The organism is Hymenobacter sp. B1770 (assembly GCF_049896385.1).
Taxonomy (GTDB): domain Bacteria; phylum Bacteroidota; class Bacteroidia; order Cytophagales; family Hymenobacteraceae; genus Hymenobacter.
In genome coordinates, this window is the sequence record NZ_JAFCUF010000002.1 from 308,837 (window position 1) to 335,199 (window position 26,363).

The 26,363-nt window shown below is 57.8% G+C and carries 23 protein-coding genes, 1 tRNA gene and 1 pseudogene; 16 read left to right on the plus strand and 9 right to left on the minus strand.

Annotated features, from left to right (window positions below):
• Window positions 1-63: 63 nt before the first annotated feature.
• The 4 genes and pseudogenes from thrS (at window position 64) to rplT (ending at window position 3,694) form a co-directional block, all read left to right on the plus strand.
• Window positions 64-1,998, plus strand: coding sequence for a threonine--tRNA ligase (thrS, locus tag ACP7AJ_RS05255; protein WP_426059148.1), 1,935 nt, complete (start codon window positions 64-66; stop codon window positions 1,996-1,998).
• Between the two features lie 227 nt (window positions 1,999-2,225).
• A pseudogene (gene infC, locus ACP7AJ_RS05260) lies at window positions 2,226-2,783 on the plus strand (translation initiation factor IF-3); the annotation flags it as partial.
• 205 nt (window positions 2,784-2,988) lie between these two features.
• Window positions 2,989-3,183 carry a 50S ribosomal protein L35 gene (rpmI, locus tag ACP7AJ_RS05265; protein ID WP_092669127.1) on the plus strand — a complete coding sequence of 65 codons (195 nt, stop codon included), beginning with the start codon at window positions 2,989-2,991 and terminating at the stop codon, window positions 3,181-3,183.
• Between the two features lie 166 nt (window positions 3,184-3,349).
• Window positions 3,350-3,694 (plus strand): 50S ribosomal protein L20, encoded by a 345-nt coding sequence (gene rplT, locus ACP7AJ_RS05270; RefSeq protein ID WP_426059149.1) that lies wholly within the window; start codon window positions 3,350-3,352, stop codon window positions 3,692-3,694.
• A 195-nt stretch (window positions 3,695-3,889) separates the two neighbouring features.
• On the opposite strand, the gene ACP7AJ_RS05275 is transcribed toward rplT, so the two are convergent.
• Window positions 3,890-3,963, minus strand: a tRNA-Met gene (locus tag ACP7AJ_RS05275).
• Between the two features lie 132 nt (window positions 3,964-4,095).
• On the opposite strand from ACP7AJ_RS05275, the gene ACP7AJ_RS05280 reads away from it, so the two are divergent.
• From ACP7AJ_RS05280 to ACP7AJ_RS05330, 11 genes are all read left to right on the plus strand, one after another.
• On the plus strand, window positions 4,096-4,509 hold the full coding sequence (locus tag ACP7AJ_RS05280) for an START-like domain-containing protein (protein WP_426059150.1): 414 nt from the start codon (window positions 4,096-4,098) through the stop codon (window positions 4,507-4,509).
• Window positions 4,510-4,612: 103 nt separating this feature from the next.
• Window positions 4,613-6,061: an LptF/LptG family permease gene (locus tag ACP7AJ_RS05285; RefSeq protein ID WP_426059151.1), complete on the plus strand. Its 1,449-nt coding sequence runs from the start codon at window positions 4,613-4,615 to the stop codon at window positions 6,059-6,061.
• 154 nt (window positions 6,062-6,215) lie between these two features.
• On the plus strand, window positions 6,216-6,491 hold the full coding sequence (rpsO, locus tag ACP7AJ_RS05290; protein ID WP_092669123.1) for a 30S ribosomal protein S15: 276 nt from the start codon (window positions 6,216-6,218) through the stop codon (window positions 6,489-6,491).
• Between the two features lie 200 nt (window positions 6,492-6,691).
• Window positions 6,692-8,863, plus strand: coding sequence for a polyribonucleotide nucleotidyltransferase (pnp, locus tag ACP7AJ_RS05295; RefSeq protein ID WP_426059152.1), 2,172 nt, complete (start codon window positions 6,692-6,694; stop codon window positions 8,861-8,863).
• A 121-nt stretch (window positions 8,864-8,984) separates the two neighbouring features.
• Window positions 8,985-9,848, plus strand: coding sequence for a sigma-70 family RNA polymerase sigma factor (locus ACP7AJ_RS05300; protein WP_035566352.1), 864 nt, complete (start codon window positions 8,985-8,987; stop codon window positions 9,846-9,848).
• Window positions 9,849-10,021: 173 nt separating this feature from the next.
• A complete protein-coding gene (trxB, locus tag ACP7AJ_RS05305) occupies window positions 10,022-10,957 on the plus strand; it encodes a thioredoxin-disulfide reductase (protein ID WP_426059153.1) in 936 nt (311 codons plus the stop codon).
• Between the two features lie 128 nt (window positions 10,958-11,085).
• Window positions 11,086-12,213 carry a peptidoglycan DD-metalloendopeptidase family protein gene (locus tag ACP7AJ_RS05310; RefSeq protein WP_426059154.1) on the plus strand — a complete coding sequence of 376 codons (1,128 nt, stop codon included), beginning with the start codon at window positions 11,086-11,088 and terminating at the stop codon, window positions 12,211-12,213.
• A 75-nt stretch (window positions 12,214-12,288) separates the two neighbouring features.
• Window positions 12,289-13,011, plus strand: coding sequence for a bacillithiol biosynthesis deacetylase BshB1 (gene bshB1 / locus ACP7AJ_RS05315; RefSeq protein WP_426059155.1), 723 nt, complete (start codon window positions 12,289-12,291; stop codon window positions 13,009-13,011).
• A 139-nt stretch (window positions 13,012-13,150) separates the two neighbouring features.
• Window positions 13,151-13,591: a type II RES/Xre toxin-antitoxin system antitoxin gene (gene parS, locus ACP7AJ_RS05320; RefSeq protein WP_426059156.1), complete on the plus strand. Its 441-nt coding sequence runs from the start codon at window positions 13,151-13,153 to the stop codon at window positions 13,589-13,591.
• A gap of 9 nt (window positions 13,592-13,600) precedes the next feature.
• The gene (locus ACP7AJ_RS05325) at window positions 13,601-14,062 is read left to right on the plus strand and encodes an RES family NAD+ phosphorylase (RefSeq protein ID WP_426059157.1); all 462 of its coding nucleotides are present in this window, start codon (window positions 13,601-13,603) and stop codon (window positions 14,060-14,062) included.
• A gap of 69 nt (window positions 14,063-14,131) precedes the next feature.
• Complete coding sequence (locus ACP7AJ_RS05330) at window positions 14,132-14,452, plus strand: cupin domain-containing protein (protein ID WP_426059158.1); 321 nt, start codon at window positions 14,132-14,134, stop codon at window positions 14,450-14,452.
• A 51-nt stretch (window positions 14,453-14,503) separates the two neighbouring features.
• Here the strand turns inward: ACP7AJ_RS05330 and ACP7AJ_RS05335 are convergent, their stop codons facing one another.
• From ACP7AJ_RS05335 to accC, 8 genes are all read right to left on the minus strand, one after another.
• Window positions 14,504-15,829: an efflux RND transporter periplasmic adaptor subunit gene (locus tag ACP7AJ_RS05335; RefSeq protein WP_426059159.1), complete on the minus strand. Its 1,326-nt coding sequence runs from the start codon at window positions 15,827-15,829 to the stop codon at window positions 14,504-14,506.
• On the minus strand, window positions 15,816-17,174 hold the full coding sequence (locus tag ACP7AJ_RS05340) for an efflux RND transporter periplasmic adaptor subunit (RefSeq protein ID WP_426059160.1): 1,359 nt from the start codon (window positions 17,172-17,174) through the stop codon (window positions 15,816-15,818). The genes ACP7AJ_RS05335 and ACP7AJ_RS05340 overlap by 14 nt, the downstream gene beginning before the upstream one ends.
• Window positions 17,152-18,411, minus strand: coding sequence for a TolC family protein (locus ACP7AJ_RS05345; protein WP_426059161.1), 1,260 nt, complete (start codon window positions 18,409-18,411; stop codon window positions 17,152-17,154). Before ACP7AJ_RS05345 ends, ACP7AJ_RS05340 begins: the two co-directional genes overlap by 23 nt.
• A 3-nt stretch (window positions 18,412-18,414) precedes the next feature.
• Entirely contained in the window at window positions 18,415-20,307 is a 1,893-nt protein-coding gene (locus ACP7AJ_RS05350; RefSeq protein WP_426059162.1) for an efflux RND transporter permease subunit, read from the minus strand.
• Window positions 20,304-21,656, minus strand: coding sequence for an efflux RND transporter permease subunit (locus ACP7AJ_RS05355; RefSeq protein ID WP_426059163.1), 1,353 nt, complete (start codon window positions 21,654-21,656; stop codon window positions 20,304-20,306). Before ACP7AJ_RS05355 ends, ACP7AJ_RS05350 begins: the two co-directional genes overlap by 4 nt.
• Before the next feature lie 70 nt (window positions 21,657-21,726).
• Window positions 21,727-21,984 carry a heavy metal-binding domain-containing protein gene (locus ACP7AJ_RS05360; protein WP_426059164.1) on the minus strand — a complete coding sequence of 86 codons (258 nt, stop codon included), beginning with the start codon at window positions 21,982-21,984 and terminating at the stop codon, window positions 21,727-21,729.
• A 242-nt stretch (window positions 21,985-22,226) separates the two neighbouring features.
• Window positions 22,227-22,664 carry a hypothetical protein gene (locus ACP7AJ_RS05365; RefSeq protein ID WP_426059165.1) on the minus strand — a complete coding sequence of 146 codons (438 nt, stop codon included), beginning with the start codon at window positions 22,662-22,664 and terminating at the stop codon, window positions 22,227-22,229.
• Between the two features lie 460 nt (window positions 22,665-23,124).
• Window positions 23,125-24,636, minus strand: coding sequence for an acetyl-CoA carboxylase biotin carboxylase subunit (accC, locus tag ACP7AJ_RS05370; protein WP_426059166.1), 1,512 nt, complete (start codon window positions 24,634-24,636; stop codon window positions 23,125-23,127).
• Between the two features lie 279 nt (window positions 24,637-24,915).
• On the opposite strand from accC, the gene ACP7AJ_RS05375 reads away from it, so the two are divergent.
• Window positions 24,916-26,163 (plus strand): aminotransferase class I/II-fold pyridoxal phosphate-dependent enzyme, encoded by a 1,248-nt coding sequence (locus tag ACP7AJ_RS05375; protein ID WP_426059456.1) that lies wholly within the window; start codon window positions 24,916-24,918, stop codon window positions 26,161-26,163.
• Window positions 26,164-26,363: the final 200 nt, after the last annotated feature.

The window sequence follows — 26,363 nt, forward strand, 5'->3', positions numbered from 1 at the left end:
CCTCGGAGAGCGAAGCGTAACTTGCGCCCTGCTCTGCCCCATGGGCACCTTTTACCTCCTTTTATGCTCAATATTACCCTCCCCGACGGCTCGGTTCGCCAGGTCGAGTCCGGCTCTACCGGCCACGCCTTGGCCAACAGCATCAGCGAAGGCTTGGCTCGCAATGCCTTGGCTGTGCGTGTCAACGGCGAAGTCCGCGACCTGCACCGCCCCCTCACCGAAGATGCCAAAGTTGAAATCCTGACCTGGAACGACGAGGCCGGCAAAGCGACCTACTGGCACTCCTCGGCTCACCTGATGGCCGAAGCCCTCGAAATCCTGTATCCGGGCGTGAAACTAGCCATCGGCCCCGCCGTTGAAAACGGCTTCTATTACGATGTAGACCTAGGCGAAGGACGCAGCATTTCCAGCGAGGACTTCCCCGAAATCGAGAAAAAAATGCTGGAGCTGGCCAAAACCAAAAGCCGCTTCATCCGCCAGGAAATCTCCAAGGCCGACGCCATTGCCTACTTCCAGGAGAAGCAGGACCCTTATAAGCTCGAGTTGCTCGAAAACCTCGAAGACGGCCAAATTACCTTCTACACCCAAGGGGGGTTCACCGACCTCTGCCGTGGCCCGCACATTCCCGATACTAGCTCTATCAAGGCAGCTAAGCTCATGAACGTGGCCGGGGCTTATTGGCGCGGCGATGAAAAGAACAAGCAACTCACCCGCCTCTACGGCATCACTTTTCAGAAGGCCAAAGACCTCACCGAGTACCTTGAACGTCTGGAAGAGGCCAAGCGCCGCGACCACCGCAAGCTGGGCAAGGAATTGAAGCTCTTTGCTTTCTCAGAGAAAGTAGGAGCGGGGCTACCCTTGTGGCTGCCCAAGGGCACGGCTCTGCGCGAGCGCCTTGAGCAATTCCTGCGCAAAGCTCAGGTGAAAGCCGGTTATCAGCCCGTCGTTACGCCGCACATTGGCGCCAAGGAGCTGTACGTAACCAGCGGTCACTACGAAAAATATGGCGCTGATTCCTTTCAGCCCATTAAAACGCCAAACCCCGGCGAGGAATTCTTCCTCAAGCCGATGAACTGCCCCCACCACTGCGAAATCTACAAAACCGAGCCTCGCAGCTACCGCGACCTACCCGTGCGCTACGCCGAATTCGGTACGGTGTACCGCTATGAGCAGTCGGGTGAATTGCATGGCCTGACGCGAGTGCGGGGCTTCACCCAGGACGATGCCCACATCTTCTGCCGCCCCGACCAGGTAAAGGAGGAATTCAAGAAGGTGATTGACCTCGTGCTGTACGTTTTCAAAAACTTAGGTTTTGAAAACTACACGGCTCAAATCAGCCTGCGCGACCCGGAAAACAAGACCAAGTACATAGGTTCTGATGAGAACTGGGCTTTGGCCGAAGCGGCTATTCAGGAAGCTGCCGTTGAGAAGGGTTTGCCTACGGTAACCGAATTGGGCGAAGCGGCTTTTTACGGCCCCAAGCTAGACTTCATGGTGCGCGACGCCCTTGGCCGCCGGTGGCAGCTCGGCACCATTCAGGTCGACTACAACCTGCCCGAGCGTTTCGACCTCGAGTACGTGGCCCCCGACAACTCCCGCCAGCGCCCCGTGATGCTGCACCGCGCCCCTTTTGGCTCGCTGGAGCGCTTTGTGGCCGTGCTTATCGAGCACTGCGCCGGCAACTTCCCGCTGTGGCTCACACCGGAGCAATTCATTGTCCTGCCGATTTCGGACAAGTACATTGATTACGCCAACGAGGTAAAAGCACAACTCGAGCAGCGCGAACTGCGCGGCACCGTAGATGCCCGCGACGAACGCATCGGCCGTAAAATCCGCGACGCTGAAATGAGCAAAATACCTTACCTCCTGGTAGTTGGTGAGAAAGAAGCCCAGGACAACATCATTTCAGTGCGTAAGCATGGCGAAGGCGACCTCGGGTCCATGCCGCTAGATGCTTTCGTGAAGAGTGTGCAAAGCCAGGTAGTAGAAGCCATGTAAGCCCAAAATTATAAGCCTCAAGCCTCAAGCATCGCTATTGTCTGTGCAAATTCCTTTTTATTAGGTCGTTAAAGCATAGAGATTGCGACTTAAAGCTTGAAGCTTATAGCATTGCTTGCGTTTACCAAGATAAATACCGATATTTGCCCCCTGATTGCCAGGCCCTAACCGGCCTAAACCGCCCAGAATCTCATTTCCCGCCACTTTTTTAGGAGGAGGACCAAACCATAGCAGCCCCGAACCGTCGGTACGTGCCCCGCCAGCAGGTGGAAGAGCCGTTCAAAATCAACCAAAAAATCCTGGCCCGCGAAGTGCGCCTGGTAGGCGATAACGTCGAACAAGGCGTTTATCCAACCGACCAAGCCCGTAAAATGGCCCAGGACCAAAATCTCGACCTCGTTGAGATTTCGCCCACGGCTACGCCGCCCGTTTGTCGTGTCATCGACTACTCGAAATTTAAGTACGAGCAGAAGAAGAAGACCCGCGAGCTAAAGGCCAAACAAACCAAAGTTGTTCTCAAAGAGATTCGCTTCGGTCCTAACACTGACGAGCACGACTTTGCTTTTAAAGTGAAGCACGCTCAGGAATTTTTGCGCGAAGGTGCCAAAATCAAGAGCTACGTGCACTTTGTTGGCCGCAGCATCGTGTTTAAAGAGCGGGGCGAAATCCTGCTGCTCAAGTTTGCTCAGGCCCTAGAGGACCTTGCCAAGGTAGAGCAGTTGCCCAAGCTTGAAGGCAAGCGCATGTTCCTTTACCTAGCTCCCAAAGCTGCTGCGGTAGCCAAGCCAGCTAAACCAGCTGCTCCAGACGCGAAGGCTGACAAGAAGGTAACCAAGCCCGCCGACACCAAAGAAAAGACCTCTGAAGAAGCTCCGGCAACCTCCACCGCCGAAGCTGACAACGAATAGATTTTACCGGTTGAAGATGGCTTCCCGACCTCCGGTCAGTGAGCAATCAACAATCAACAACCAACCCTCCAATCTTATTACAATGCCGAAAGTAAAGACGAAATCCGGTGCCAAGAAGCGCTTTGCGCTCACCGGAACGGGCAAGGTGAAGCGGAAGCACGCCTTCAAATCACACATTCTGACCAAGAAGACCACGAAGCAAAAGCGTAACCTGACCAAAACCGGTCTTGTGAGCAGCGCCGATATGAACCGCGTGCGTCAGATGCTTAACTTTTAATTAGTAATTAAGAATTAGTAATCAAGAGTTGTGCCTAGTGCAATCACTCTTTTTAAGCTAAATATTAATTGCCAATTACCCATCACTAATTAATACACCAGGCTTCCGGCCGCAATTGTAAGCTTCAGCAGACGCTGGGCGCCGGCTGCCAAAAACTCCTCAGGTTATGCCAAGAAGTGTCAACCACGTGGCCTCCCGCCACCGTCGTAAGAAAATCATGCGTTTGGCGAAAGGCTACTATGGCCGTCGTAAGAACGTATGGACCGTAGCCAAGAACGCCGTTGAAAAAGGCCTCCTGTACGCTTACCGCGACCGTAAAGTAAAGAAGCGCGAGTTCCGGGCTCTCTGGATTCAGCGTATCAACGCCGGCGCTCGCGAGCACGGCCTGTCGTACTCGCAATTGATGGGTGGCCTGAAAAAGGCTGGCATCGAGTTGAATCGCAAAGTTCTGGCCGACTTGGCTTTGAACCACCCAACGGCCTTCCAGGGCATCGTTGAGAAAATAAAGTAATTGCCCCTGTGAGCTAATAACCAAGAAAACGCTGACCCTTGGGTTCAGCGTTTTCTTGTTTTTGGTGCTTTCAGCCCAGCTAATAACTCGGTTGGCAGATGTTGATTTCCCCAAGGCTTTCAATCCATTCAATGGGTTAAGTTAGCCTTTAAACAAAAAAACCGTCTCGGCATACAGCCAAAACGGTTTTTGAAGTAGCGGGGACGAGAGTTGAACTCGTGACCTCAGGGTTATGAATCCTGTGCTCTAACCAACTGAGCTACCCCGCCGGGTTTTTTGTGGGTGCAAAGGTAACGCTACAAATAACCCCGAAGCAAGGCTCAGGGGTAAAAAACACCGTATTTCTTTCGTGTGGCCGGTTTGAGACTTCAGTCAAACCAGGCCCCTTCGTCTTTATTGCTATGGCTCTGCCTGATACCCAAATCAAAACGCGTTTTGTTGTTGAATTCCCAATCAACGCTTCGCCCAAAATTCTTTTTCCCTATTTGGCTACTGCCTCGGGCCTTTCGCAGTGGTTTTGTGACGATGTCCGCTACGTAGAGGGGCAGCGTCTTAATTTTATTTGGGACCAGGAAAACCATTACGCCGAAATCTCAGGCCAGCGCCTCAACCGCGGTGTACGTTTTGTTTTCCTCGATGAGCTGCGAAAGGCAGTTCCCGATGCCAATTACCTGGAGTTCTCCCTAGATTCTTCGCAAGTAACCGACGAAGTTTATTTGCGCGTGATTGATTACTCCAGCACGCACGATGCCAGCGAGCAGCAGGAAATGTGGGAAGGCCTCGTGGCCAAGCTACGCGAGCAGGTAGGAGGGTAAGAGCTAAGGAAACTGGCTTGGCCGGGCGGTCCGGCTCTGGTACTTTTTTCCACAGACTTGCGTTTCAGCGCTGGCGTGCGGCATCAGCTCACCGCTTTACTTTATGCTCAAAAAGCTCGATAAGCTTATTCTGAAGGCCTTTGCCGGGCCATTCTTGCTCACGTTTGCGGTGGTGCAGTTTATTCTGCTCACGCATACTTTGCTCAAATACCTTGACGATATCATCGGCAAGGATTTGGGCACGGGCGTGCTGTTGCAGCTGCTTTTCTATTTCAGTGTGCTTATAGTACCGGTCTCGCTTCCGCTGGCCGTGTTGTTGTCTTCGCTGATGACGTATGGCAATTTGGGCGAGCACCACGAATTGACGGCCATTAAGGCTTCGGGCATTGCGCTCACCCGAATTTTGCGTCCCGTGCTATTGCTCACCATAGCGCTGGCCGTTGGGGCCTTTTGGTTTAACGAAACCATTGTGCCCCGGGCTAACCTCAAAGCGTATAGCTTGCTCTGGGATGTGCGTCAGCAAAAACTGGCCCTGGATATCCGTGAAGGCGTGTTCTATAGCGGCATTCCCGGCTACACCATTAAGGTAGATAAGAAGACGGGTGAAAATGGCGACCGGCTGCACGGCGTAATCATTTACGACCACACCCAAAAGTCGGGCAACGCCACTGTTATGTTCGCCGATTCGGGGCGGATGTTTACCCGCTTCAATGGGGGGTACCTGGGTCTGGAGCTTTTCCACGGCAATATGTACGTCGAGCAGCCGGATGTTCAGAACCGTGCCGGCTCCACCTTTATTCGGCAGGGCTTCGACCACAACCTAGTTACGTTCTCCTTGGCGTCGTTCGACCTGGGTCGCACCAAGGAGGACCTATTCAAGGAAAACCGAATGATGCTGAATATCGCCCAGCTGCATACGGCTACCGACTCGGTGCAAAAGAAGCTGAACAACGAACAGGCGCAGCTCACGCGGCAAACCAATGCCTATTACACTTTCCTGCGCTTCGATACCACTGGCCAGGCCGCAAACCGCCGGGTTGAAAGCATTAAGGTACCAGCTTCCCGATTGGCACCTCCTTCGGGGCCCATTATGCAGCAAGCGTCCAACCGGGCTAGCAACCTCAAAGCCTTCGCCAATTCAACGGCTGACCGCCTCAACGAATATGCCCGCAACTCGGCCTTGTTCCGCATAGAGGTCTACCGCAAATATTCTCAATCGGTAGCCGTGTTGCTGATGTTTTTGATTGGAGCGCCGCTGGGGTCCATCATAAAGAAAGGAGGACTGGGGGTACCCATTCTGGTGTCCATCCTCTTTTTCATTGTGTACTACGTGCTCAGCATCATGGGCGAGAAGTATGGCCGCGAGTTTGTGATGCCGGTAGGCATTGGCATGTGGATGTCCAACTTGGTGCTATTGCCTGCTGGCCTGTTTTTCCTGTACCAAGCCTACAACGACTCGGGCCTGTTGGAAATGGATTTCTGGCGGCGTTTGCCACAGCGGCTAGGTATTCCGGGGCTGCGCAAAATAACGGAGCCTACGGTGGAAGAGTAGGGGCCATGCCACTGGAACTACTGCATGAAAAAATGCGCCAACGCGCTTTTATCCTGTTTTTAAATTGCGTACCTTTGCGGCACCCCAATGTGTGGGGTATTCAATAACATTTTTCTCATCCTTAAATCTAAGACGGGGTAATACCTATCAACCGATGATTTTAACCACCGAAGCAAAACAGGCCATTTTCGAAAAGAACAGCCTGCAAAAAGTTAAAACCGATACCGGTTCGGCCGAGGCTCAGATTGGTCTCTTTACCCACCGCATCAACCACCTCACCGAGCACCTCAAGGCTAACAAGAAGGACCACAGCACTCGCTTGGGCCTGCTGAAGCTGGTAGGTAAGCGTCGCCGCATGTTGGATTACCTGCAGCACCGCGAAATCAACCGCTACCGCGCAATCATCAAGGAGCTGGGCATCCGTAAGTAAGTCCAGAGTCTGAGAGTAGGGAGCCTTCCAACGAAGGTTCCCTACTCTTTTTTTGTTCGGGTCGGTTTTGCGCCGAGGCTGCCCCGGGCACTGTTTTGTATCGGCGCGCTGTTGCTGTGTTTACCTGAGTAACGAATGTTCTGTGTGGCACTCGTTTTTGGCTGCTCGCCCGCTGTCGCTTTTCCAAGCAAATCCCGCTGATGTCCCAACCCCACGCCATTACCAAATCCTTGACGCTGCCCGACGGCCGTGTCATTTCCATCGAAACCGGCAAACTGGCCAAATTCGCCGACGGCGCGGTCGTGGTTCGCCTCGGCGACACCATGCTGCTCGCCACGGTGGTGTCGGCTCCGAGCCAGCGCGAAGGCGTTGATTTCCTGCCCCTGTCGGTCGACTACCAAGAGAAGTTCGGCTCGGCCGGCAAGATTCCCGGTTCCTTTCAGCGCCGCGAAGGTCGCCTGAGCGACCACGAAATCCTGGTCTGCCGCCTCGTTGACCGCATCCTGCGGCCGATGTTCCCCAAAGACTACCACTACGAAGTGCAGGTGATGATTACACTCATCTCTGCCGACAAAGAAGTGCAGCCCGATGCCTTGGCCGCTCTGGCTGCTTCGGCTGCCCTGTCGATTTCGGATATTCCGTTTGCCGGCCCCATCTCCGAGGTGCGCGTGGCGCGCATTGACGGCCAGTTCCACATCAACCCCAAGACCTCGGACCTGGAGCGTGCCGACATGGACCTGATGGTAGGTGCCACTGCCGACTCTGTGGCCATGGTGGAAGGTGCCATGAAGGAAGTGAGCGAAGAAGAAATGGTGGCGGCCATTGCCTTCGGCCACGAAGCCATCAAAGCTCAGTGCCAGCTTCAGAAAGAACTGGCGGAAGCCGTGGGCCGCACACCGGAATCGGCTCCCCGCGAGTACCCGAAGTACGAGGAAAACGAAGCGCTGAAAAAGCTGATTCAGGAAGGTGTTTACCAGGGTGCCTACGACGTAGCCCGCGCTGGCAACACCAGCAAGGCCGGCCGCAAGGAGGGTTTCTCGGGCGTGAAAAAGGCATTCTTGGACAAGCTCATTGCTGAGCAGCCCGAATTGGACATGAAGATGTTCAGCCGCTATTATGGCTCAGCCGAGAAGAAAGCCATCCGCGACATGATGGTGAAGGAGCGTGTGCGCCTCGACGGCCGCCAGCTCACCGAAATCCGCCCCATCTGGTCGGAAATCAACTACCTGCCCGGTGCGCACGGCTCGGCCATCTTTACCCGCGGCGAAACCCAGAGCTTGACCACGGCCACCCTCGGCACCAAGCTCGACGAGCAAATCGTAGACCAGCCGCTGACCAAAGGTTACTCAAAGTTTATGCTGCACTACAACTTCCCCGGTTTCTCGACCGGTGAGGTGAAGCCAAACCGCGGTGCTGGCCGCCGCGAAATCGGCCACGGCAACCTGGCCCTGCGCTCGCTGCGCCAGGTGCTGCCCCCCGAAGAGGAGAACCCTTACACCATCCGCATCGTGTCGGACATTCTGGAATCGAATGGCTCGAGCTCAATGGCTACCGTTTGTGCTGGCTCGCTGGCACTGATGGATGCTGGCGTGAAGATTTCGGCCGCAGTGGCCGGTATCGCCATGGGCCTGGTGCAAGACAAGGAAACCGGTGAGTACGCTGTACTGAGCGACATTCTCGGCGACGAGGACCACCTCGGCGACATGGACTTCAAAGTAACCGGCACCGAGAAAGGCATTTGCGCTTGCCAGATGGACATCAAAATCCAGGGCCTGAGCAATGAGATTCTGACCGCTGCCCTGCATCAGGCCCGCGAAGGCCGCCTGCACATCCTGGGCGAAATGGCCAAGACCATTGCGGCCCCGGCTGCTGAACTGAAGCCTCACACGCCTCGGTCGCACAAGATGTTGATTGACAAGGAATTTATCGGCGCTGTAATCGGGCCGGGCGGCAAAGTCATTCAGCAAATCCAGAAGGATACCAACGCTACGGTTATCATCGAGGAGAAGGACGAGAAAGGCCACGTTAGCATCTACGCCTCCAACCAGGAGGACATGCAAGGTGCCATCGACCGCATCCGGGCCATCGCGGCGCAGCCGGAAGTGGGCGAGACCTACAAAGGCAAAGTGCGCAGCATACAGCCTTACGGTGCCTTCGTAGAAATCATGCCTGGCAAGGACGGCTTGCTCCACATCTCGGAGGTGACGCACGAGCGGATTCAGACCCTGGAAGGACTGTTGGAAGTAGGGCAGGACATCGACGTGAAACTGGTGGAAATCGACAAGAAAACCGGCAAGTACCGGCTCTCGCGCAAGGTGTTGCTTCCAAAGCCAGAAGCAGCGGCGGCCAGCAACGGCGAAGCGAAAGCCTAGCTACAGCGCATTGTCCCGAACTAATGTCAGAGGGGGCCTGTTGGCTTTCTCTGACTACGGGACTGGCCTGGCGGCTTTTTCTTACGTATAACCCCATCAGATATCGTTCTTACCTAGTCCCATGAGACAGCTAAAAATTAGTAAGCAGATTACCAACCGCGAAAGCCAGTCGCTGGATAAATACCTCCAGGAGATTGGCAAGGTTGATTTGCTCACGCCCGACGAAGAGGTAACGCTCGCGCAGCGTATCCGCGACGGAGACCAGCAAGCGCTGGAGAAATTGACGAAAGCCAACCTGCGTTTCGTGGTGTCGGTAGCCAAGCAGTATCAGAACCAGGGCTTATCCCTGGGTGACCTCATTAACGAGGGCAACCTCGGTCTTATCAAAGCCGCCAAGCGTTTTGACGAAACCCGCGGTTTTAAATTTATCTCATACGCCGTGTGGTGGATTCGTCAGTCCATTCTGCAGGCCTTGGCCGAGCAGAGCCGCATTGTGCGTTTGCCCCTGAACCGTGTGGGTTCGCTGAACAAAATCAGCAAATCCTTCTCGGAGTTGGAGCAGAAATTCGAGCGCGAGCCTTCGCCGGAAGAGATTGCTGAAGTACTCGAACTGACCACTTCGGAAGTAGTGGACACTTTGAAGATTAGTGGCCGTCACGTGTCCGTGGATGCGCCTTTTGTGCAGGGCGAAGAAAACCGTTTGCTCGACGTGCTCGAAAACGAGGACGAAGAGTCGCCGGACATGGCCCTGATGAACGACTCGCTCCGCAAGGAGGTGCAGCGCGCCCTGAGCACGCTCACCAAGCGCGAGGCCGATGTTATCACGCTGTACTTTGGGTTGAACGGCGAAGCTGCTTTGACCTTGGAGGAAATTGGCGAGAAGTTTAACCTGACCCGCGAGCGGGTCCGGCAGATTAAAGAGAAGGCCATTCGTCGCTTACGCCACACGTCGCGCTCGAAAGCACTGAAGCCTTATCTCGGTTAATCAATTAGTTTTGCAAAATGAAAAACCCCGACCGTTAGGTTGGGGTTTTTTGTAAAGTCTAGTGCTTGTTTACGGATGCGAGACCCAGCTTTGCGGCGCGGGCCAAGCACACCGTTATAACCTTCCTCGTTCAACGATATGCGCAGCAATGCTGCGCGATATAGCTAATACCAATGCCTGAACACATCAAATGCCTGATTATCGGCTCCGGCCCCGCCGGTTATACTGCTGCCATCTATGCTGCCCGGGCCAACATGGCACCTGTAATGTACATGGGCCTGCAGCCGGGTGGTCAGCTCACGATTACCAATGACGTGGAGAACTTTCCCGGCTATGCCGATGGCGTAAACGGTCCTCAGATGATGGAAGACCTGAAAAAGCAGGCTGCCCGCTTCGGAACGGATATTCGCTACGGCATTGCCACGGCGGTTGATTTTTCGGTAACTCCACGCAAAGTTACCATCGACGAAACGGTGGAACTGACTGCCGATACGGTCATCATCGCTACGGGCGCTTCGGCCAAGTGGCTGGGGCTGCCTTCGGAAGCCCGCCTCAACGGCTCCGGGGTTTCGGCCTGCGCCGTGTGCGACGGCTTCTTTTACCGTGGGCAGGAAGTGGCCATTGTGGGTGCCGGCGACACGGCGGCCGAGGAGGCCACTTACTTGGCCAACTTGTGCAGTAAGGTGACCATGATAGTGCGCAAAAGCGAAATGAAGGCTTCGAAAATCATGCAGCAGCGCGTGCTCGACAACCCCAAGATTGAGGTGCTGTTTAACACTGTAACTGATGAGATTCTGGGCGAGCACTCTGTAGAAGGAGTTCGGGTGAAAAACCTGATGACCCACGAAACCCAGGAAATTAAGCTCACGGGTTTCTTTGTGGCCATCGGCCACGAGCCGAATTCCAAGATTTTCCAGCCTTACCTGCACCACGACGAGCAAGGTTACCTTAAGACCATTCCTGGCACCAGCAAGACCAATATCGATGGCGTATTTGCCTGCGGCGACGTGCAGGACTACACGTATCGCCAAGCTGTGACGGCCGCTGGCACTGGGTGCATGGCGGCGCTGGATGCCGAGCGTTATTTAGCTGCCCTAGGCGTACACTAAAACCCTTGCATTGACGTGTTAGAAAAGACGAGCTTTGTGGTTCGTCTTTTTTGACTGCTTTGTTTAGAACATATGGCACGGGGTTTGGGCTCTTTTGTCCTTGCCCCGTGGCTTTTTTCTACTTGCCTTTGACTTTTCTAAAAACAACTTACTGGCGTCCGATATGGATGCTGCTGACGCTGCTCCTACTGCTGACGGGGCTGAACCCGACCCAGGCGCAACGCCGCAAGCCGACGCCGCGCACCAAAGCCCAGGCCGGTAGCACCGGCGGCAACTCCGACTTCTTCCGTATCAGAACGCCGAAGATGCGCTATGTGCGGCCCGACACCACCACAGTTATTGAAACTGAGGAGCTGCCCGACGATAACTCCGACGCCGCAAAATCCATCTACTTCAACCCGGCCAAGAAGCTTAGCATCGTCAGCGAGGACACCTCCAAGCTTAACCTGGGCGGACAGGAAATTGTGGAAATGTCGGAGGAAGTACTCATCGACTCGTCGTGGGTCAAAGTGGCGGGTTATTACTCTATTTGGGATACGCGCAGCGTGAACCCTTACCGGGTGGATGGCCGGAGCTACCGAGACTCGCTCAAACTGAAACTAACCGACCCGCCCCGGCAGCGCCTCGCCAGCATGCCGCTGGTGAGCACGCCCATCACCTCGGGCTTTGCTTTTCGGGGCTACCGCTGGCACTACGGCATGGACCTGGACCTGGAGACCGGCGACTCGGTGAAAACCGTGTTCGACGGTGTGGTGCGTATCAACGCCTGGGACGGTGGCGGCTATGGCAACTATATTCTGGTGCGCCATTACAACGGACTGGAGACCATTTATGGCCACATGAGCAAGGCGCTGGTGCCCGTGGGCACGTTCGTGAAAGCCGGCCAACTCATCGGCTACGGCGGCAGCACGGGGCGTAGCACGGGCTCGCACCTGCACTTTGAAGTACGCTACCAGGGCAACCCCATCAACCCAGCGCTGGTGTACGATTTTCCAGACTACAAGCTGCGCAGGGACAATTTTACAATTACGTCGGAGCTGTTTAACTACTACAGCCGGGCCCTGCACCACCGCAGCAGCGGAGGAGGGGGCGGTAGCCGGCCTTCCAAGGCCCGGCAGGTGGTGACGCACAAAGTGCGGTCGGGTGACACACTTTCGGAAGTGGCCGAGAAGTATGGCGTTGGCCTCAGCACCCTGAAAAAGCTGAATCCGGGTGTCAAGACCTTGCAGCCCGGGCGTAAGCTTCGGGTTAAGTAGGCCTTAGGACTGCACTATTGTTTTCTTCTGTTTTCTTCGAGTTACACAGTGTGTAACTCGCAACCGTTTTAATCAGTGACAAAACTCGATATACTGGCCCTGGGTGCTCACCCCGACGACGTGGAAATGTCGTGCTCTGGCACGCTGGCGGCTTCGGCAGCTGCCGGCAAAAAGATTGGTGTTGTTGATTTCACACGCGGTGAATTAGGTACCCGGGGAACCCCGACAATTCGGGCGTCCGAAGCCGCAGCGGCGAGTAAGGTGCTGGGGTTGAGCGCCCGCGAAAACCTGGGCTTGCCCGATGGCTTTTTCCGCAACGACCGGGAGCATCAGCTGCCGCTTATTGCCGCCATCCGTCGCTACCAGCCCGAAGTGGTGCTCTGCAACGCCATTCATGACCGGCACCCCGACCATGGGCGGGCTGCTCAACTGGCTACGGATGCTTGCTTTCTGGCGGGCCTGCGCATGATTGAGACGCTGGGCGACGACGGCCTGCCGCAAGCACCCTGGCGGCCCAAAAATGTCTATCACTACATTCAGGACCGCGCCATCGTGCCGGCGTTTGTGGTTGATATCTCGGCGCACTGGGAAACCAAGTGGGCCAGCATCCAAGCCTACGGCACCCAGTTCTTTAACCCAAACAGTGATGGCCCGGCTACTTACTTATCAAGTGAGGAGTTTTCTAAGTTTATGGAGGCCCGCGCTCGGGAGTTCGGCCACATGATAGGGGTGGAGTTTGGCGAAGGCTTCACGGTGCACCGGCCAGTGGGCGTGCGCGAAGTGACGGAGTTGCTTTAAGCAGGACACCCTTGCTCTCATGCCTTGCAAGTCCAGCATGGCAGTAGGTTAGGGACCAGAGTCCAAAACAAAGCGGAAGTTTTTCCCGTTGTTATGGAAAATATTCCCATCTTTGGGAATGTATTCTTCGCCCGTACTCATGACTGCTGCCGCCCATCCTTCCGCCGTTTATTCACCCGCCCTGCTTGGGCTGCAAGCAACCGTGGCCGATTCCTTCGCGCTGGTGATGCACGCGCGCACCGGGGTGCTGGCCAAAACCGCCTTCGACGTAGCCGCCCTGCTGCAGCTGACCGCCGATGAGCTGGCCAATTTGCTGCACACCACCACCAAAACCCTGCGTACCTACCGCGAAGGCAAGAAGCGCCTGGCGCCGGCCGCCAGCGAGCAGGTGCTGAAGCTGCTGGCGCTGGCCCGTCAGGGCGAAGAAGTGTTTGGTTCGGTGCTAGCCTTCCGGCGCTGGCTCGACAAGCCTGCTTATGGCCTCGACAACCAGCCACCGCTAGCGCTGCTTGAAACCAGCGGCGGCATCGACCTGGTGGCCGACGAAGTAGACCGCATCGCCCACGGCGACTTCGCCTAGGCTGCGAGCGTGGAAATCTATCGTATTTGCCTCGCGAAGTACGCTGGCGAACTGGTGGCCTCCGGCAACCCGGGCCGCTGGAACCTGCGCGGCCAACTGGTTATTTATGCTGCCGGCAGCCGCGCCCTAGCCTGCCTCGAAAACGTGGTGCACCGCAGCGGCGAGGGGCTAAACAGCCTCTTCAAAGTTATCCGCATTGAAATTCCCGACGCCTTAGCTGTTGAGGAATTAACCCTGGACCAAATGCCGGCCGAGTGGCAGTTGCCGCGCCACTACGCCCGCTGCCAGCCCTTGGGCGCCACGTGGTACCAGCGCCAGACCGCGGCCGTGCTGCGGGTACCCTCGTCCATCATTGCCCACGAGCACAACTACGTGCTCAATACCCGCCACCCGGACTTTGGGCAAATTCGTATCGTGGGCTGGGAGGATTTTGCGTTTGACCCCCGGATTAAGGAAGAGCCGGCAGAATAGCAGCATCGTGGTGTTGGAGAAGCTCTTCTAAAGCAGTGTTTCGTTTTTATAAACTCAACAAGCAATAGTATGTCAAGTGTGATTTATGCCGATGGCGAGGAAGGGAAATGGGAGTCTGTGTTTGATGGAGTCGAGAAAAAGGTGCTGCGGGCCGAGAGCGGCGAAAGCCGCGTGCTGCTGCGCATTGCACCGGGCAAGGGCTATCCCGTCCACGCGCATTCGGTTCCGGATGAAGTGTTTGTTGTGGAGGGGACGTATGTAGACCCCGGTGTAGAGCAGGGAAAAGCGTTTGGGCCGGGCTCATTTCTGTATTATCCCATCGGCACCGAGCACAACGCCACCAGCCCCACCGGCTGCACCATCCTGGTGTGGAGCAATAAAGGGCGGTAAGGCAAAGCGCGTGAGGAAAGGCGGCACCCAGCCTTCGCGACTGCGTAATGCTTACATCTTCATTCCTTCCATGCCGGCCATGGAAGAGGCGCCTTTTTGCAAAATGTATTCGCTGTTCAGCAGGTAAGCCCCGTTGACCACCACTTGCTCGCCGGCTTTCAGATTGGAGATGATTTCAACCTGTTCGCTGGTTTGCCGGCCGATTTGAACCATGCGCATTTCGAAGCCACCGTCGGGGTTGTGGACCCACAGGGTATTGCCGTTTGCCCCCTGCAGCACGGCATCGACGGGCACTCGCAGGCTGCTGGCTACTGAGGCTTGATTGGCTGGTGCTGCCAGCGCGGCCACCGTTTCCACAAACGCCTGCAGGCCGGGCGTGTACTGCTGGTTGGGGTTGGGAATTTGCACGCGCACCAGGGTTACTTTGCTGTCGCCGGCCAGCTCCGGGCTGATGAAACTTACGCGCCCGCTCACGTGCTGGCCCGGGTAAGCGGGGAAAGAAACCTGCACGGGCTGGCCGGCGCGCAGGGGCTGGTCGGTGGCGTAGAGTTGGGCTTCTACCCAAACAGAGCGCAGGTCGGCGAGCTTCATCACCGCCATGCCTTCGCTCAAATAGTCGCCTTCGCGAAGGTTGAGCTCCTGCACCACGCCGGCGCTGGGGCTATAATAGGGCAGGGGGTTGAGTACCTTGCCCGAGCGCGCCAGGGCATTCAGCTGCGCGGGCGTCATGCCCCAGAGGCGCAGCCGGGTGCGGGCAGCCTCAGCCAGCGGGGCGTAGTCAATGCCATTGCCGGCCAGCTCGCGCTGCTGGGTGCGGGCCAGCAGGAACTCCTGCTGGGCTTTGAGCAGCTCCTCGCTGTAGATGGCATAGAGAGGCGCCCCGGCCCGCACGGCTTCGCCGGCGGCGCGCACGTAGAGGCGCTCGATGCGGCCGGGCACGCGGGCACTTACCTGCACCAGGTTTTCGGGGTTGAGGACTACCCGGCCCGTCAGGCGCAGGCCAGTAGCGGTGGGTGATTGGCTGGGCGGGCCGCTCGCATCGGCTGGGCCAACGGTGGCTACCTGGATGTTGCCCAGGCGAATTTGCTCCTCACTTAGGTTGAGGACGCGGGTGGTGCTGCCGGCTGGCTGCATCGCTGGCGGCGTGGTCTTGGTGAGGGTCATGCCGCAGATGGGGCAGTTGCCGGGGTGGTCCTGGTGCACCTCGGGGTGCATGGAGCAGGTGTAATAGCTGCCCAGCGCAGCCGTGGCCGATGTGGCCGTGGCATCGGTTGGCGTAGCGGAGGGTTCGGCGTGGTCGTCCTGACGTCCGCAGTTTGTCAGGCTAGTGGTCAGGAGCAGAAACAGCAAGCCAACCTTTCTTTTATTGCTGAGCATGAGCGACGGGCTTAATGAAGGATTCACTGTCGACGAGGTACTGAGCGTTTTCGGTAATCTGGTCGTTGGCATTGAGGCCCTGCACCACCTGCACCTGTGTGCCGCTGCGGGCCCCGGTGACGACGGGCACCGCCAGCAGCCGGGAGCTGCGGGCCTGTTGGCGAAACACCACCTGACGCGTGCCCAGCTCCACCACCGCCGTGGCCGGTACCCATAAGCCCGCCGCGGCGGGCAGGCTGATGCGGGCCGTAACCAGCTGGCCAATCTTAAGCTGGCCACCGGGGTTGGGCAAATACACCCGCGCAGTAACCGTGGCGGCATCGCCGGCCAGCACGGGTTCCAGCAAGGCGATGGTGGCGCGCCGCGGGGGGGCGTCGGGTTGGTCGTTGAGGGTGATTTCCACGGGCTGGCCCCGCTGCACGGCGGCCACATCGGCGGCGTACACCTGCAAGCGGGCCCAAACCTGGTCGGTGTTCACCACCTGAAACACGCGCTGGCCGCGTTCCACATACTGGCCTTCGCGGATGGCCAGCGGCGCGGTTTGCTCCAGCGCGGCGCCGGTTGATGAAGGGCCGGGCATTGGCGCGGCAATCATTGAGCTGGCCGCCCCGGAACTGTTCGGTTGTGCTGCTGGCTCCATGACGTAGCCGCTCACGGGGCTATACACGCTTATGCTCAACTGCGGACGCCTGCGCTGCTCCACGGCCCGAACCTGCGCGGCCGAGAGGCCCAGGAGGCGCAGTTTCTGGCGGGAGGCCTGCAGCAGGGCATGGTCGTCGGGGTCGTTGGTTTGCAACAGGAACAGCAGGTTTTGCTGCTCGGTCACCAGTTCGGGGCTGTAAATGTCATAGAGCTTCTGGCCGCGGCGCACGGGCTGGAACGAGTAGCTCACATACAGACGCTCAATTCGGCCGGCGAAACGGGCGGCGATGTTTTCAATGCGGCGCGGGTCGTAGGTTATAGCTCCGGGGGCGGTGATGGCGGCGGCCTCGGCGGCGCGCACCGGCCGGATGAGGCGCACCCGGGAAAGCACCTGCTCATTGGGCGATGGTACCCGAGCCGAGTCGTTGGGGCCGGTAGCGCGCGTGCTTGCCGAGGCCGGACTGGCGGGCGGACTGCCAGCTTTCTTGACCAGGTGCATGCCACAGACCGGGCACTTTCCGGGCTCATTGCGGATGATTTCCGGGTGCATGGGGCAGGTGTAGACGTCGGTGGCGGCGGAGGTTCCGGCCGCTTCGTCGGCGCCCTTTTGCTCGGCACAGCCGCCCAGCAGTGCGCCGGCCAGTAGCGCAATGACAAGCCACTGAGCCCGGGCGGTGAGGCTATTGTTCCAGTTCACGCTCATAGTCTGTTTGCAGTTGAACCAGCTCCATTTCCTGGTTAATGGCTTCCAGGCGCACGGCCCGCAGGCTTTCCCAGGCCTGCAGCACGGCCGGCATCTGCTCGGTGTTCTGCTCGTAGGCCAGCAGGGAAGCGCGGTAGCTTTTGAGCACTGCCGGAATGATGTTCTTCTCATACAACTCAACCTGAGCTGCTTTGGACTGCAGGCGGGCCAGCAAACCGGAGGCCCGCCCTTTGGCCTGGGCCACTAGGGCATTTCGCTGCGCGCGCAGGGCCTGCGCTTCCAAGCTCAGGCCGGCCACGTTGGCCTGGTAGCCCCGCGCTGCCCACGGCACAATGGGCACTGAAACCATGCCCATGAGCGTGTACTGGTTGGGGGTGTTGCGGCCCAGTGTGTTCATGTGCTGGTACTGCACCCCGAACTCAGGCCGGCTGCTTGTCAGCTCCAGCTCCTGCTGCAGGCGGGTGCGGGCCAGGGTGCGGTCGAGGCGGCGGATGTCGCTGCGCGACCGGGCCAGGGTGGCGGTGTCGGGCGCGTCGCTGTAGTCGGGCCGCGAGTAGGTAGTGTCAATCTCAAATATTTCGCCGGGGTGTCGGTTCATGAGGGTGTTCAGGGCCATGCGCTTTTCCTCCATCTGGCCCTGCACCTCCAGCACTTCGGCGTGGTGGCGCTGCAGCTCGGCCTTGGCCCGGAAGGCGTCGCTGAGCTTCTCGCCGCCGTACTTATAGCGTAGCTCTATCGAGCGGATGATGAAGCGCAGCAGCTCTTCGGTGCCGTCGAGTACCCGCTCTTTGCGCTTCAGCAGCAGCCAGGCGAAGTAGTTCTGGCGGACTTCGGCCAAGAGCTGGTTGCGCTCGTAGGCGCGGCTTTCCTGCTCCACGCCGGTCCGGCTTTGCAGGTAGCGCTCCGTGACCCGCTGCCGGGCCGGGCTCGGTATCATCTGCTCCACCGACACCATCACCGAGCCGCGGCCCATGGCGTTGTCCATGGGTTCGCCCCGGCGGGCGGGCGCGTAGGGCATCATGAAAGTGCCGGCGCCCACGCGGGGCGGGGCCCAGGTTCGGGCACCTTTCGCGTAAGCCTCGGCGGCCTTGATTTGCGCGTCGTACTGGCGCAGGCGCGGGTTGTCGCGCTCCACGCGGCGCAGCACCGAGTCCAGCGACAGGCGCGGCCAGCCCTGGGCAGCTCCTAGCTGCGGCAGCGCGAGCAGCAACCCTAAAAACAAGAAGTTGATTTTCATGGCTTAATGATTTATTGCCGGAACTTCCAGCCGCCCGTGTTTGCGCAGCTCGTACTCCTTGGTCATCTCAAACACCACCGGCGTTACTAGCAGAATGTGCACCGAGGACGTAAACACGCCCCCAATAAGCGGCAGCACAATGGGCAGCATCACATCGGCCCCCACGCCCGAAGCCCATAGCACAGGCACCAGCCCGAACAGCGATACCGATACGGTCATAATCTTGGGCCGCAGGCGTTTGGCAGCGCCTTCCATCACCGCGGCCCGGATGTCGGCGTTGGTGAGGGTGTCGCGCGAGTTGCCTTTTTCGGATACCAGCTTCTGCATGGCCTCGTTGAGGTAAATGACCATCAGAATGCTGGTTTCCACCGCCAGCCCAAACAGGGCAATGAAGCCCACCGCCACGGCTACCGACAGGTTGATGCCGTAGAAATACACAATGAATACCCCGCCGATGAGCGCAAAGGGGATGGTAACGATGTTGAAAAACGCCTCCTTCAGCGAGCCGAACGTAAAGTAGAGCACCCCGAAAATGATGAGGATGACGATGGGAATGATGAGCTTCAGGGTCTGGTTGGCCCGGATTTGATTTTCATACTGCCCGCTCCAATCCAGGAAATAGCCCTTGGGCATCTGGCTAAGCATACTTTCCAGCTTTTGCTTGGCTTCCTGCACCGTGCCGCCCAGGTCCCGGTCGCGTACGTTAAAAAGCACCGTGCCGCGCAGCAGGGCATTTTCAGAGTTTATCATCGGCGGGCCTTCCGCCACCTCAATGTCGGCCACGGCCGAAAGGGGAATGGGACCCGAGTTGGGCGTTTGCACTTGCAGGCGGCGGATGGCGGGCAGCGAGCTGCGAAAGTCCTGGGCAAAGCGCGCGTTCACACTAAAGCGCTGCCGGCCCTCAATGGTGGTGGTGAGCGGCATGCCGCCCAGGGTCGACTCCACCAGCATGTTAACGTCGTCGATGCTAAGGCCGTAGCGGCCGATTTCATCCTTGCGGATGCGAATGTCGAGGTACTTGCCGCCGGTGATGGGCTCCACGTACAGGTCCTTCACGCCGGGCACGCCGTCGAGCTGCTGCCGAATGAGGGTGGCCAGCCGATAGATGGAGTCCAGGTTTTGACCGTACACCTTCACGCCCACGTCGGTGCGGATGCCGGTGCTCAGCATGTTGATGCGGTTGATGATGGGCTGGGTCCAGCCGTTGACCACGCCCGGAATCTGCAGCTTGCCGTTGAGCTCGTCCACGATGCGGGCCTTGGTCATGCCGGCCCGCCACTGCTCTCGGGGCTTGAGCAGGATGATGGTTTCTATCATCGAGATGGGCGAGTTGTCGGTGGCAGTGCTGGCCCGGCCGGCCTTGCCCAGCACATGCGCCACCTCCGGCGTGGCCTTAATAATGCGGTCCTGCACCTGCAGAATGCGCTTGACTTCGGTGTTCGACACGTCGGGTAGCGTCACGGGCATAAAAAGGATGCTGCCCTCGTCCAGCGGCGGCATAAACTCCGTGCCCAGACTCAGCAGCATGGGAATGGTGACCAGCAGGGCCAGAATGTTGATGCCCAGCGTGGTTTTGCGCCAGCGCAGGCACCAGCTCAGAAGGGGTGTATAGAGGCGCTCCAGAAAGCGGCCCAGCGGGTTGCTGCTTTCCGGCTTGAGCTTGCCTTTCAGCAAAAAACTGATGAGCACTGGCCCCACGGTGATGGCCACAAAGGCATCGACCAGTAGAATAAAGGTCTTGGTCCAGGCCAGTGGCGAGAACAGCTTCCCCTCTTGCCCGGTGAGCAGAAATACCGGCAGAAAGGACACGATGACAATGACCGAGGAGTAGAACACCCCGGTGCCGACCTGCTTGCAGGCCTTCTCGATAATGCGGTTGCGTTCGGCAGCGGTCATGCGGTGGGGCGGGAAGTGGGCGCCGGGGCGGGCGCAGGTAAAGACGCTGCTTCGGTTCCGGCGCCCGGCGGCAGGCCGGCCGCTTCGGCGGCCTGTGCTTCGGCTAGGTGGCGGTAGGCATTTTCGACCACCACAATGCCGTCGTCCACAATCACGCCGATTGCCAGGGCAATGCCGGTGAGCGACATGATGTTGGAGGAAACGTGAAAGGCTTCGAGCAGAATGAAGGCAATGGCAATGGAAAGCGGCATCTGAACCAGAATAATCAGGGCGCTGCGCCAGTGGAACAGGAAAATCAGGACGATGATGGACACTACCACCATCTCTTCGATGAGCGTGCCCTGGATGGAGGCAATGGCCTTCTCAATCAGGGTGCTGCGGTCATAGGCCAGGCTGAACTTCACGCCCGGCGGCAGACCTTTCTGCACTTCAGTCATCTTGGCTTTCACCGCCTGAATCACCTGGTTGGCATTCTCGCCGTAGCGCATCACCACGATGCCGCCCACCGCCTCGCCCTGCCCGTCCACGTCGAATATGCCCAGGCGAAGGTCGCCGCCCATCTGCACGGTGGCTACGTCCTTCACGCGCACCGGCACCGACTGAAAAGTGCCCACGGGCATGTTTTCAACGTCCTGAATATTGCGGATGTAGCCCAGCCCGCGCACGATGTAGCCCATGTCGCTGAGCTCGAACTTACGCCCGCCCACGTCGTTGTTATTGGCCCGTACCGCCCGCAGTACTTCCTGTAGCGGAATCCGGTAGTAGTTAAGCTTGGTGGGGTCCAGGTTAATCTGATATTGCTTCTCGAAGCCCCCGAAGGAAGCCACTTCGCTCACGCCCGGCACCGTTTGCAGCGCAAATTTCACGTACCAGTCCTGTAGGGCCCGCTGCTCGCCCAGGTCCATGTCCTTGGCGTCGAGGGTGTACCAGAGCACGTGGCCCACGCCGGTGCCATCGGGGCCCAGGGTGGGCGTTACCTGGGGCGGCATCAGTCGCTGCGCGTAGTTGAGGCGTTCGAGCACCCGCGAGCGGGCCCAGTACAAGTCCACGTCGTCTTCAAACAGCAGGTACACGAAGCTCATCCCAAACATGGAGGTGCCGCGGATATTCTTGACCTTGGGCACGCCCTGCAGGTTCGACACCAGCGGATAAGTCACTTGGTCTTCTATCACCTGGGGGCTGCGGCCGCTCCACTCCGTGAACACGATAACCTGGTTTTCCGACAAGTCCGGAATTGCGTCAATCGGGTTGCGGCGCAGCGAGTACACGCCCCAGCCAAACAGACCGGCGGCGAGCAGCAGCACGAGCACGCGGTTGCGCAGGGCCAGCGAAATGAGATGGTTAACCATAAAGCGTAAGGAAATCAGGCAAAAGCTAGGTGCGGCGAAGGAGCCTGTCCCGCGCCGCCCGGGGAACAAGCTATTTTTTCGTGAGTGTCATGCCGCATTTGGGGCAGTCGCCGGGTTTGTCGCTCACCACTTCAGGGTGCATCTCGCAGGTGTAAGAGGCAGTGGCCACGTCGGATGCCGGCGTGCCAGCGTTGGTCGGGGTGCTGCCAGCTTGCGGCTCTGTGGCCGTAGTGGTGGATGTTTCCGTGGTGGTGGCTTTGTTGTCGCAGCTGCTCAGTAGCGTGGTAGCGGCAATGCTCAGGGTCAGGAATAAGAGGTTGGTACGCATGGCTTTTGAAGTTAAAAAATGAAAAAAGAGGTTGATGAAATTTGGCTGAAAAACTATTGGCAGTTGACTGATGAGAGACCCGGAAAGCCGGCAGCTAAGAGAGTCAGCAGAAGCCTGTCTAGCACTTAAGCTGGGTATAGCCAATGTTAAACCTGCGCCAACTGGCTTAAATACGCATACGCCACGGCCCTGCCGGGTACAGCAGCGCTATACCGGGCAGGGCCGTGGCGTAAAATCAGCAATTAGACAGTGAGGGACCGTATGTAAATCCGGATGTCGGGGATTTTAGGCTTGAGGTACCGGGTGGGCTCCAGGGCCACTTTCTGCGTCAGGGGCCAGTTGGTAAAGCGCGGGATAACTAGTGTAAACGCTGGTTCTGGTAGCACGGCCGGCGCATGTATTCCCATGAAGTGCCCCTGCGGAGACGCTTGCTCGGCCAGCAGGCGCGCGATGCCCCGCTTGTTGCAGTCGAGCCCTTTCGGCGCCTTGGTGTTTCGGGTTTCAACTGCCGATTTGCCCGCGCTCGCACAGGGCTTGCCCACGCAGCAGGCGGCAACGCCATCCTTGGCCCACGGGTCAGCCGAGCTGGTGCAAAACGCCTGTCCGGCAAACACACTCAGGTAGGTGACCAGAAAAGTCACCGCCGTCAGGCGTCGTATAAGGGAGGAGAGTTGGTACATAGGTGCAAAACTGAACGGGATATCAACCCGTTAAGTTTGCGCCATTCAGAATCAAGTCGAGCCCTCGCACCCAGCTGCAAAGGGAAGAGTAGTTGCTATCAAAACTGCTTAAACTGCCTGCGTTGAGAGATAAACCGCTTTAAAGCAGGTGTAAGGGGTAGCTCTCTCCAATAATGCAGCGTTGGGAAAGCGACGAATTATGTAAGTCTCGGCGATAATTATTTAACTGCGGTTACGGGAGTGCGTTTGGCGCATCAAAATAGTATCCCCAATATTTATTCTTGTTGCAAAGACAAGTGTAGATGCTGTTTAGGGTTTAGGGGATTCATTTAAACATTCATGCTGAGCTTGTCGAAGCATCTCTACCGCAATAGTAAATGAATTACTGCTGCGGTAGAGATGCTTCGACAAGCTCAGCATGACCTTTCACAAATTTCTAAACAGCTTCGAACTATAAGCTCTACCGCACGCCCAGCCGGTTCCGGCGCCAGCCCGAAACCTCTGAGTTAGGCGTTTCGCCAGATGCCGCGGCCGCTTTAGGTTTCTTCTCGCTGAACAGCATGGCGCCGAGTGCGGCCGCTACCTTGGCTGTAGCAGCATCGGGCGCGGCAGGAGCAAGGGTCGTAGGCGTGAAATGGTCGCGGATGAAGTTGGTGTCGAAGTTGCCGCTCACAAAGGCGGGGTGCGTCAGCACGTAGGTGCCAAAGGGTAGCGTGGTTTCAATGCCCGTGATTTTATACTCCTCAATGGCACGCAGCATGCGGGCAATGGCCTCGGCGCGGTCAGCCCCAAAGGTGACCAGCTTGGCAATCATCGGGTCGTAGTAAATTGGAATGTCCATGCCCTGCTCGAAGCCGTCGTCGACGCGCACACCGGGGCCCTGGGGGCGCACGTAGGTGCTGAGGGTACCAATGTCAGGCAGGAAGTTGTTTTGCGGGTCTTCGGCGTACACGCGCAGCTCCAGGGCGTGGCCGGTGATAGTGAGGTCTTCCTGAGCGAAGGCAAGGGGCTTGCCCTGGGCCACTTTGATTTGTTCCTTTACCAAGTCGAGGCCCGTGATTTGTTCCGTGACGGGGTGCTCTACCTGGAGGCGGGTGTTCATCTCCAGGAAGTAGAAGTTGTGCTTATCATCAAGCAGAAACTCCACGGTGCCGGCCCCGGTGTAGTCGCAAGCCCGGGCCACGTCCACGGCGCACTGGCCCATCTGGGCGCGTAGCTCGGGCGTGAGCACCGAAGAGGGCGCTTCTTCAATCACTTTCTGGTGGCGGCGCTGAATGCTGCATTCGCGCTCGAACAGGTGCACGATGTTACCATGCTCGTCGCCCAGCACCTGGATTTCGATGTGGCGGGGTCCGGTCACGAACTTCTCGATAAACACCGCGCCATCGCCAAAAGCCGAAATGGCCTCGTTGATGGCCAGCTGCATCTGCTCCTCAAACTCGCCGACATTGTTTACGATGCGCATGCCCTTGCCACCACCGCCCGCCGAGGCCTTGATAAGAATGGGGAAGCCCACTTCCTCGGCAATCTGCTTGGCAGCGGCTACATCGGAAATGGCCTCGTCGGTGCCGGGCACAAGCGGGATGTTGTAGGCTTTCACGGCCTGCTTGGCCGAAAGCTTGTCGCCCATAATCTCCATGGCCTCGGGCGAGGGGCCTACGAAAATGAGGCCGGCCTCACGGACAGCGCGGGCAAAACCAGCATTCTCCGATAGGAAGCCGTAGCCGGGGTGAATGGCATCAACGCCTAGCTCTTTGCAAACCTCCAGAATCTTATCGCCGCGCAGGTAGCTCTGAGCCGAGGCAGGCGGGCCTACGCACACCGCCTCATCGGCGTAGCGCACGTGCAGGGCGTTGCGGTCGGCTTCGGAATAAATAGCCACGGTGGCAATGCCCATTTCTTTGGCAGAGCGAAGGACACGAAGGGCAATTTCGCCCCGGTTGGCGACGAGCAGCTTGGAAATTTTCTTCATAAGGTGGCTCCAACTTTCCGTTGGAGAGGCAGTGAGCAGTGGGTGGGAGGCAGTTGGCGGAGGCGATTCTCTAACGGAAAGCTGGAACTCTCGCGCAAAGAAAGTTGGAAACTGACGGCTTATGATAAACATCGAGGGCATTACGCCGTTATTAAGCCCAAATTATGTACAACGGCGGCCCGGGGCTACCTTTGTGATTAGGCATGCTGTGTGCGGGATACTCGCGCAACGTATGGCCGCTACTCTGCTTTTACAACCATCCTATTCCCCGTCTTTTCAGTGGATATTTTCGACCGGATTTCGGCCAACCGCGGCCCCTTGGGCTCGCAATCTCATTACGCCCACGGTTATTTTGCTTTCCCAAAGCTGGAGGGTCAAATTCATCCCCGCATGCAGTTTCGCGGCAAGGAGGTTTTGACCTGGAGCCTGAATAACTACCTCGGATTGGCCAACCATCCTGAGGTGCGGCAAGCCGACATCGACGGGGCCTCGGAGTACGGCATGGCCTACCCTATGGGCGCACGCATCATGAGCGGCAACTCGACCCTGCACGAGCAGTTGGAAAGCGAGTTGGCTGACTTTGTGCAGAAGCCCGGGGCCTTGCTGCTCAACTTTGGCTACCAGGGCGTGGTGAGCATCATCGACGCGCTGGTGAGCCGGCACGATGCCATTGTGTACGACGCCGAGTCGCACGCCTGCATCATCGACGGCGTGCGCCTGCACCAAGGCAAGCGGTTTGTGTTTCCGCATAACAACATCGAAAACCTGGAGAAGCAGCTGGAGCGCGCCAAGCGCCTGACGGATGAAACCGGTGGCGGCATCCTGGTAATTACCGAGGGCATGTTCGGCATGTCGGGCAACTTGGGCAAGCTGCGCGAAATCGTAGAGCTAAAGAAAAAATACGACTTCCGCCTCTTCGTTGACGATGCTCATGGTTTTGGCACGCTGGGTGCCAACGGGGCCGGAACGGCTGAACATTTGGGCTGCACAGAGGGCGTAGACCTAATTTTTTACACGTTTGCCAAGAGCATGGCCAGCATCGGCGCGTTCGTGGCCGGACAAGAAAGTGTGATTGAATATTTGCGATACAACATGCGTAGCCAGATTTTTGCTAAATCGCTGCCCATGCCGTTAGTAATTGGTGCCCTGAAGCGCCTGGAGCTGATTCGCAACCACCCTGAATACCGCGAGAAGCTCTGGACGATTGTGCGGGCGCTGCAAGGCGGCTTGAAGGAAAAGGGCTTCAACCTTGGCACCACTGAGTCACCGGTGACGCCGGTGCTGCTGAACGGGGAGCTGTCGGAAGCAACGGCCTTAACCTTCGATTTACGTGAGAATCACGGCATTTTCTGCTCTATTGTGGTGTATCCGGTGGTTCCCAAGGGCGTTATTATGCTGCGCCTGATACCTACTGCCATGCACACGCTGGAGGACGTGCAAGAAACGATTGTGGCCTTCGAGGCTATGGGCGAGAAGCTGGCAAAAGGCCTTTACAATAAAACGCCTGCCCCCTTCCAAACTGCTTAAAAACGCCGCAGAGGCACTTAGCGCCGGCGGTCCGCAAGGGCTGCCGGCGCTTTTGTTTTGGTACTATTTTAAGAGTGCGGGCAAAGATGAATAGTGTGAAAAGGGCCTTTTTTTAAGCAAAATCGCCCTCCAAAAGCAGGGGAGGGGCTTTTAGAAAAAAAGTGGAAAACTTGCTTGCATTTGAAATCCCTGTATATTAG

Coding starts and splice junctions, on each gene's coding strand:
- ACP7AJ_RS05350 (WP_426059162.1), bottom strand. CDS start 20,307: ATGACCGCTGCCGAACGCAACCGCATTATCGAGAAGGCCTGCAAGCAG.
- parS (WP_426059156.1), top strand. CDS start 13,151: ATGACTGCTGCCGCCCATCCTTCCGCCGTTTATTCACCCGCCCTGCTT.
- ACP7AJ_RS05285 (WP_426059151.1), top strand. CDS start 4,613: ATGCTCAAAAAGCTCGATAAGCTTATTCTGAAGGCCTTTGCCGGGCCA.
- ACP7AJ_RS05340 (WP_426059160.1), bottom strand. CDS start 17,174: ATGAGCGTGAACTGGAACAATAGCCTCACCGCCCGGGCTCAGTGGCTT.
- rplT (WP_426059149.1), top strand. CDS start 3,350: ATGCCAAGAAGTGTCAACCACGTGGCCTCCCGCCACCGTCGTAAGAAA.
- ACP7AJ_RS05360 (WP_426059164.1), bottom strand. CDS start 21,984: ATGCGTACCAACCTCTTATTCCTGACCCTGAGCATTGCCGCTACCACG.
- rpmI (WP_092669127.1), top strand. CDS start 2,989: ATGCCGAAAGTAAAGACGAAATCCGGTGCCAAGAAGCGCTTTGCGCTC.
- ACP7AJ_RS05355 (WP_426059163.1), bottom strand. CDS start 21,656: ATGGTTAACCATCTCATTTCGCTGGCCCTGCGCAACCGCGTGCTCGTG.
- rpsO (WP_092669123.1), top strand. CDS start 6,216: ATGATTTTAACCACCGAAGCAAAACAGGCCATTTTCGAAAAGAACAGC.
- thrS (WP_426059148.1), top strand. CDS start 64: ATGCTCAATATTACCCTCCCCGACGGCTCGGTTCGCCAGGTCGAGTCC.
- ACP7AJ_RS05280 (WP_426059150.1), top strand. CDS start 4,096: ATGGCTCTGCCTGATACCCAAATCAAAACGCGTTTTGTTGTTGAATTC.
- ACP7AJ_RS05365 (WP_426059165.1), bottom strand. CDS start 22,664: ATGTACCAACTCTCCTCCCTTATACGACGCCTGACGGCGGTGACTTTT.
- ACP7AJ_RS05335 (WP_426059159.1), bottom strand. CDS start 15,829: ATGCTCAGCAATAAAAGAAAGGTTGGCTTGCTGTTTCTGCTCCTGACC.
- ACP7AJ_RS05345 (WP_426059161.1), bottom strand. CDS start 18,411: ATGAAAATCAACTTCTTGTTTTTAGGGTTGCTGCTCGCGCTGCCGCAG.
- pnp (WP_426059152.1), top strand. CDS start 6,692: ATGTCCCAACCCCACGCCATTACCAAATCCTTGACGCTGCCCGACGGC.
- ACP7AJ_RS05330 (WP_426059158.1), top strand. CDS start 14,132: ATGTCAAGTGTGATTTATGCCGATGGCGAGGAAGGGAAATGGGAGTCT.
- accC (WP_426059166.1), bottom strand. CDS start 24,636: ATGAAGAAAATTTCCAAGCTGCTCGTCGCCAACCGGGGCGAAATTGCC.
- trxB (WP_426059153.1), top strand. CDS start 10,022: ATGCCTGAACACATCAAATGCCTGATTATCGGCTCCGGCCCCGCCGGT.
- ACP7AJ_RS05300 (WP_035566352.1), top strand. CDS start 8,985: ATGAGACAGCTAAAAATTAGTAAGCAGATTACCAACCGCGAAAGCCAG.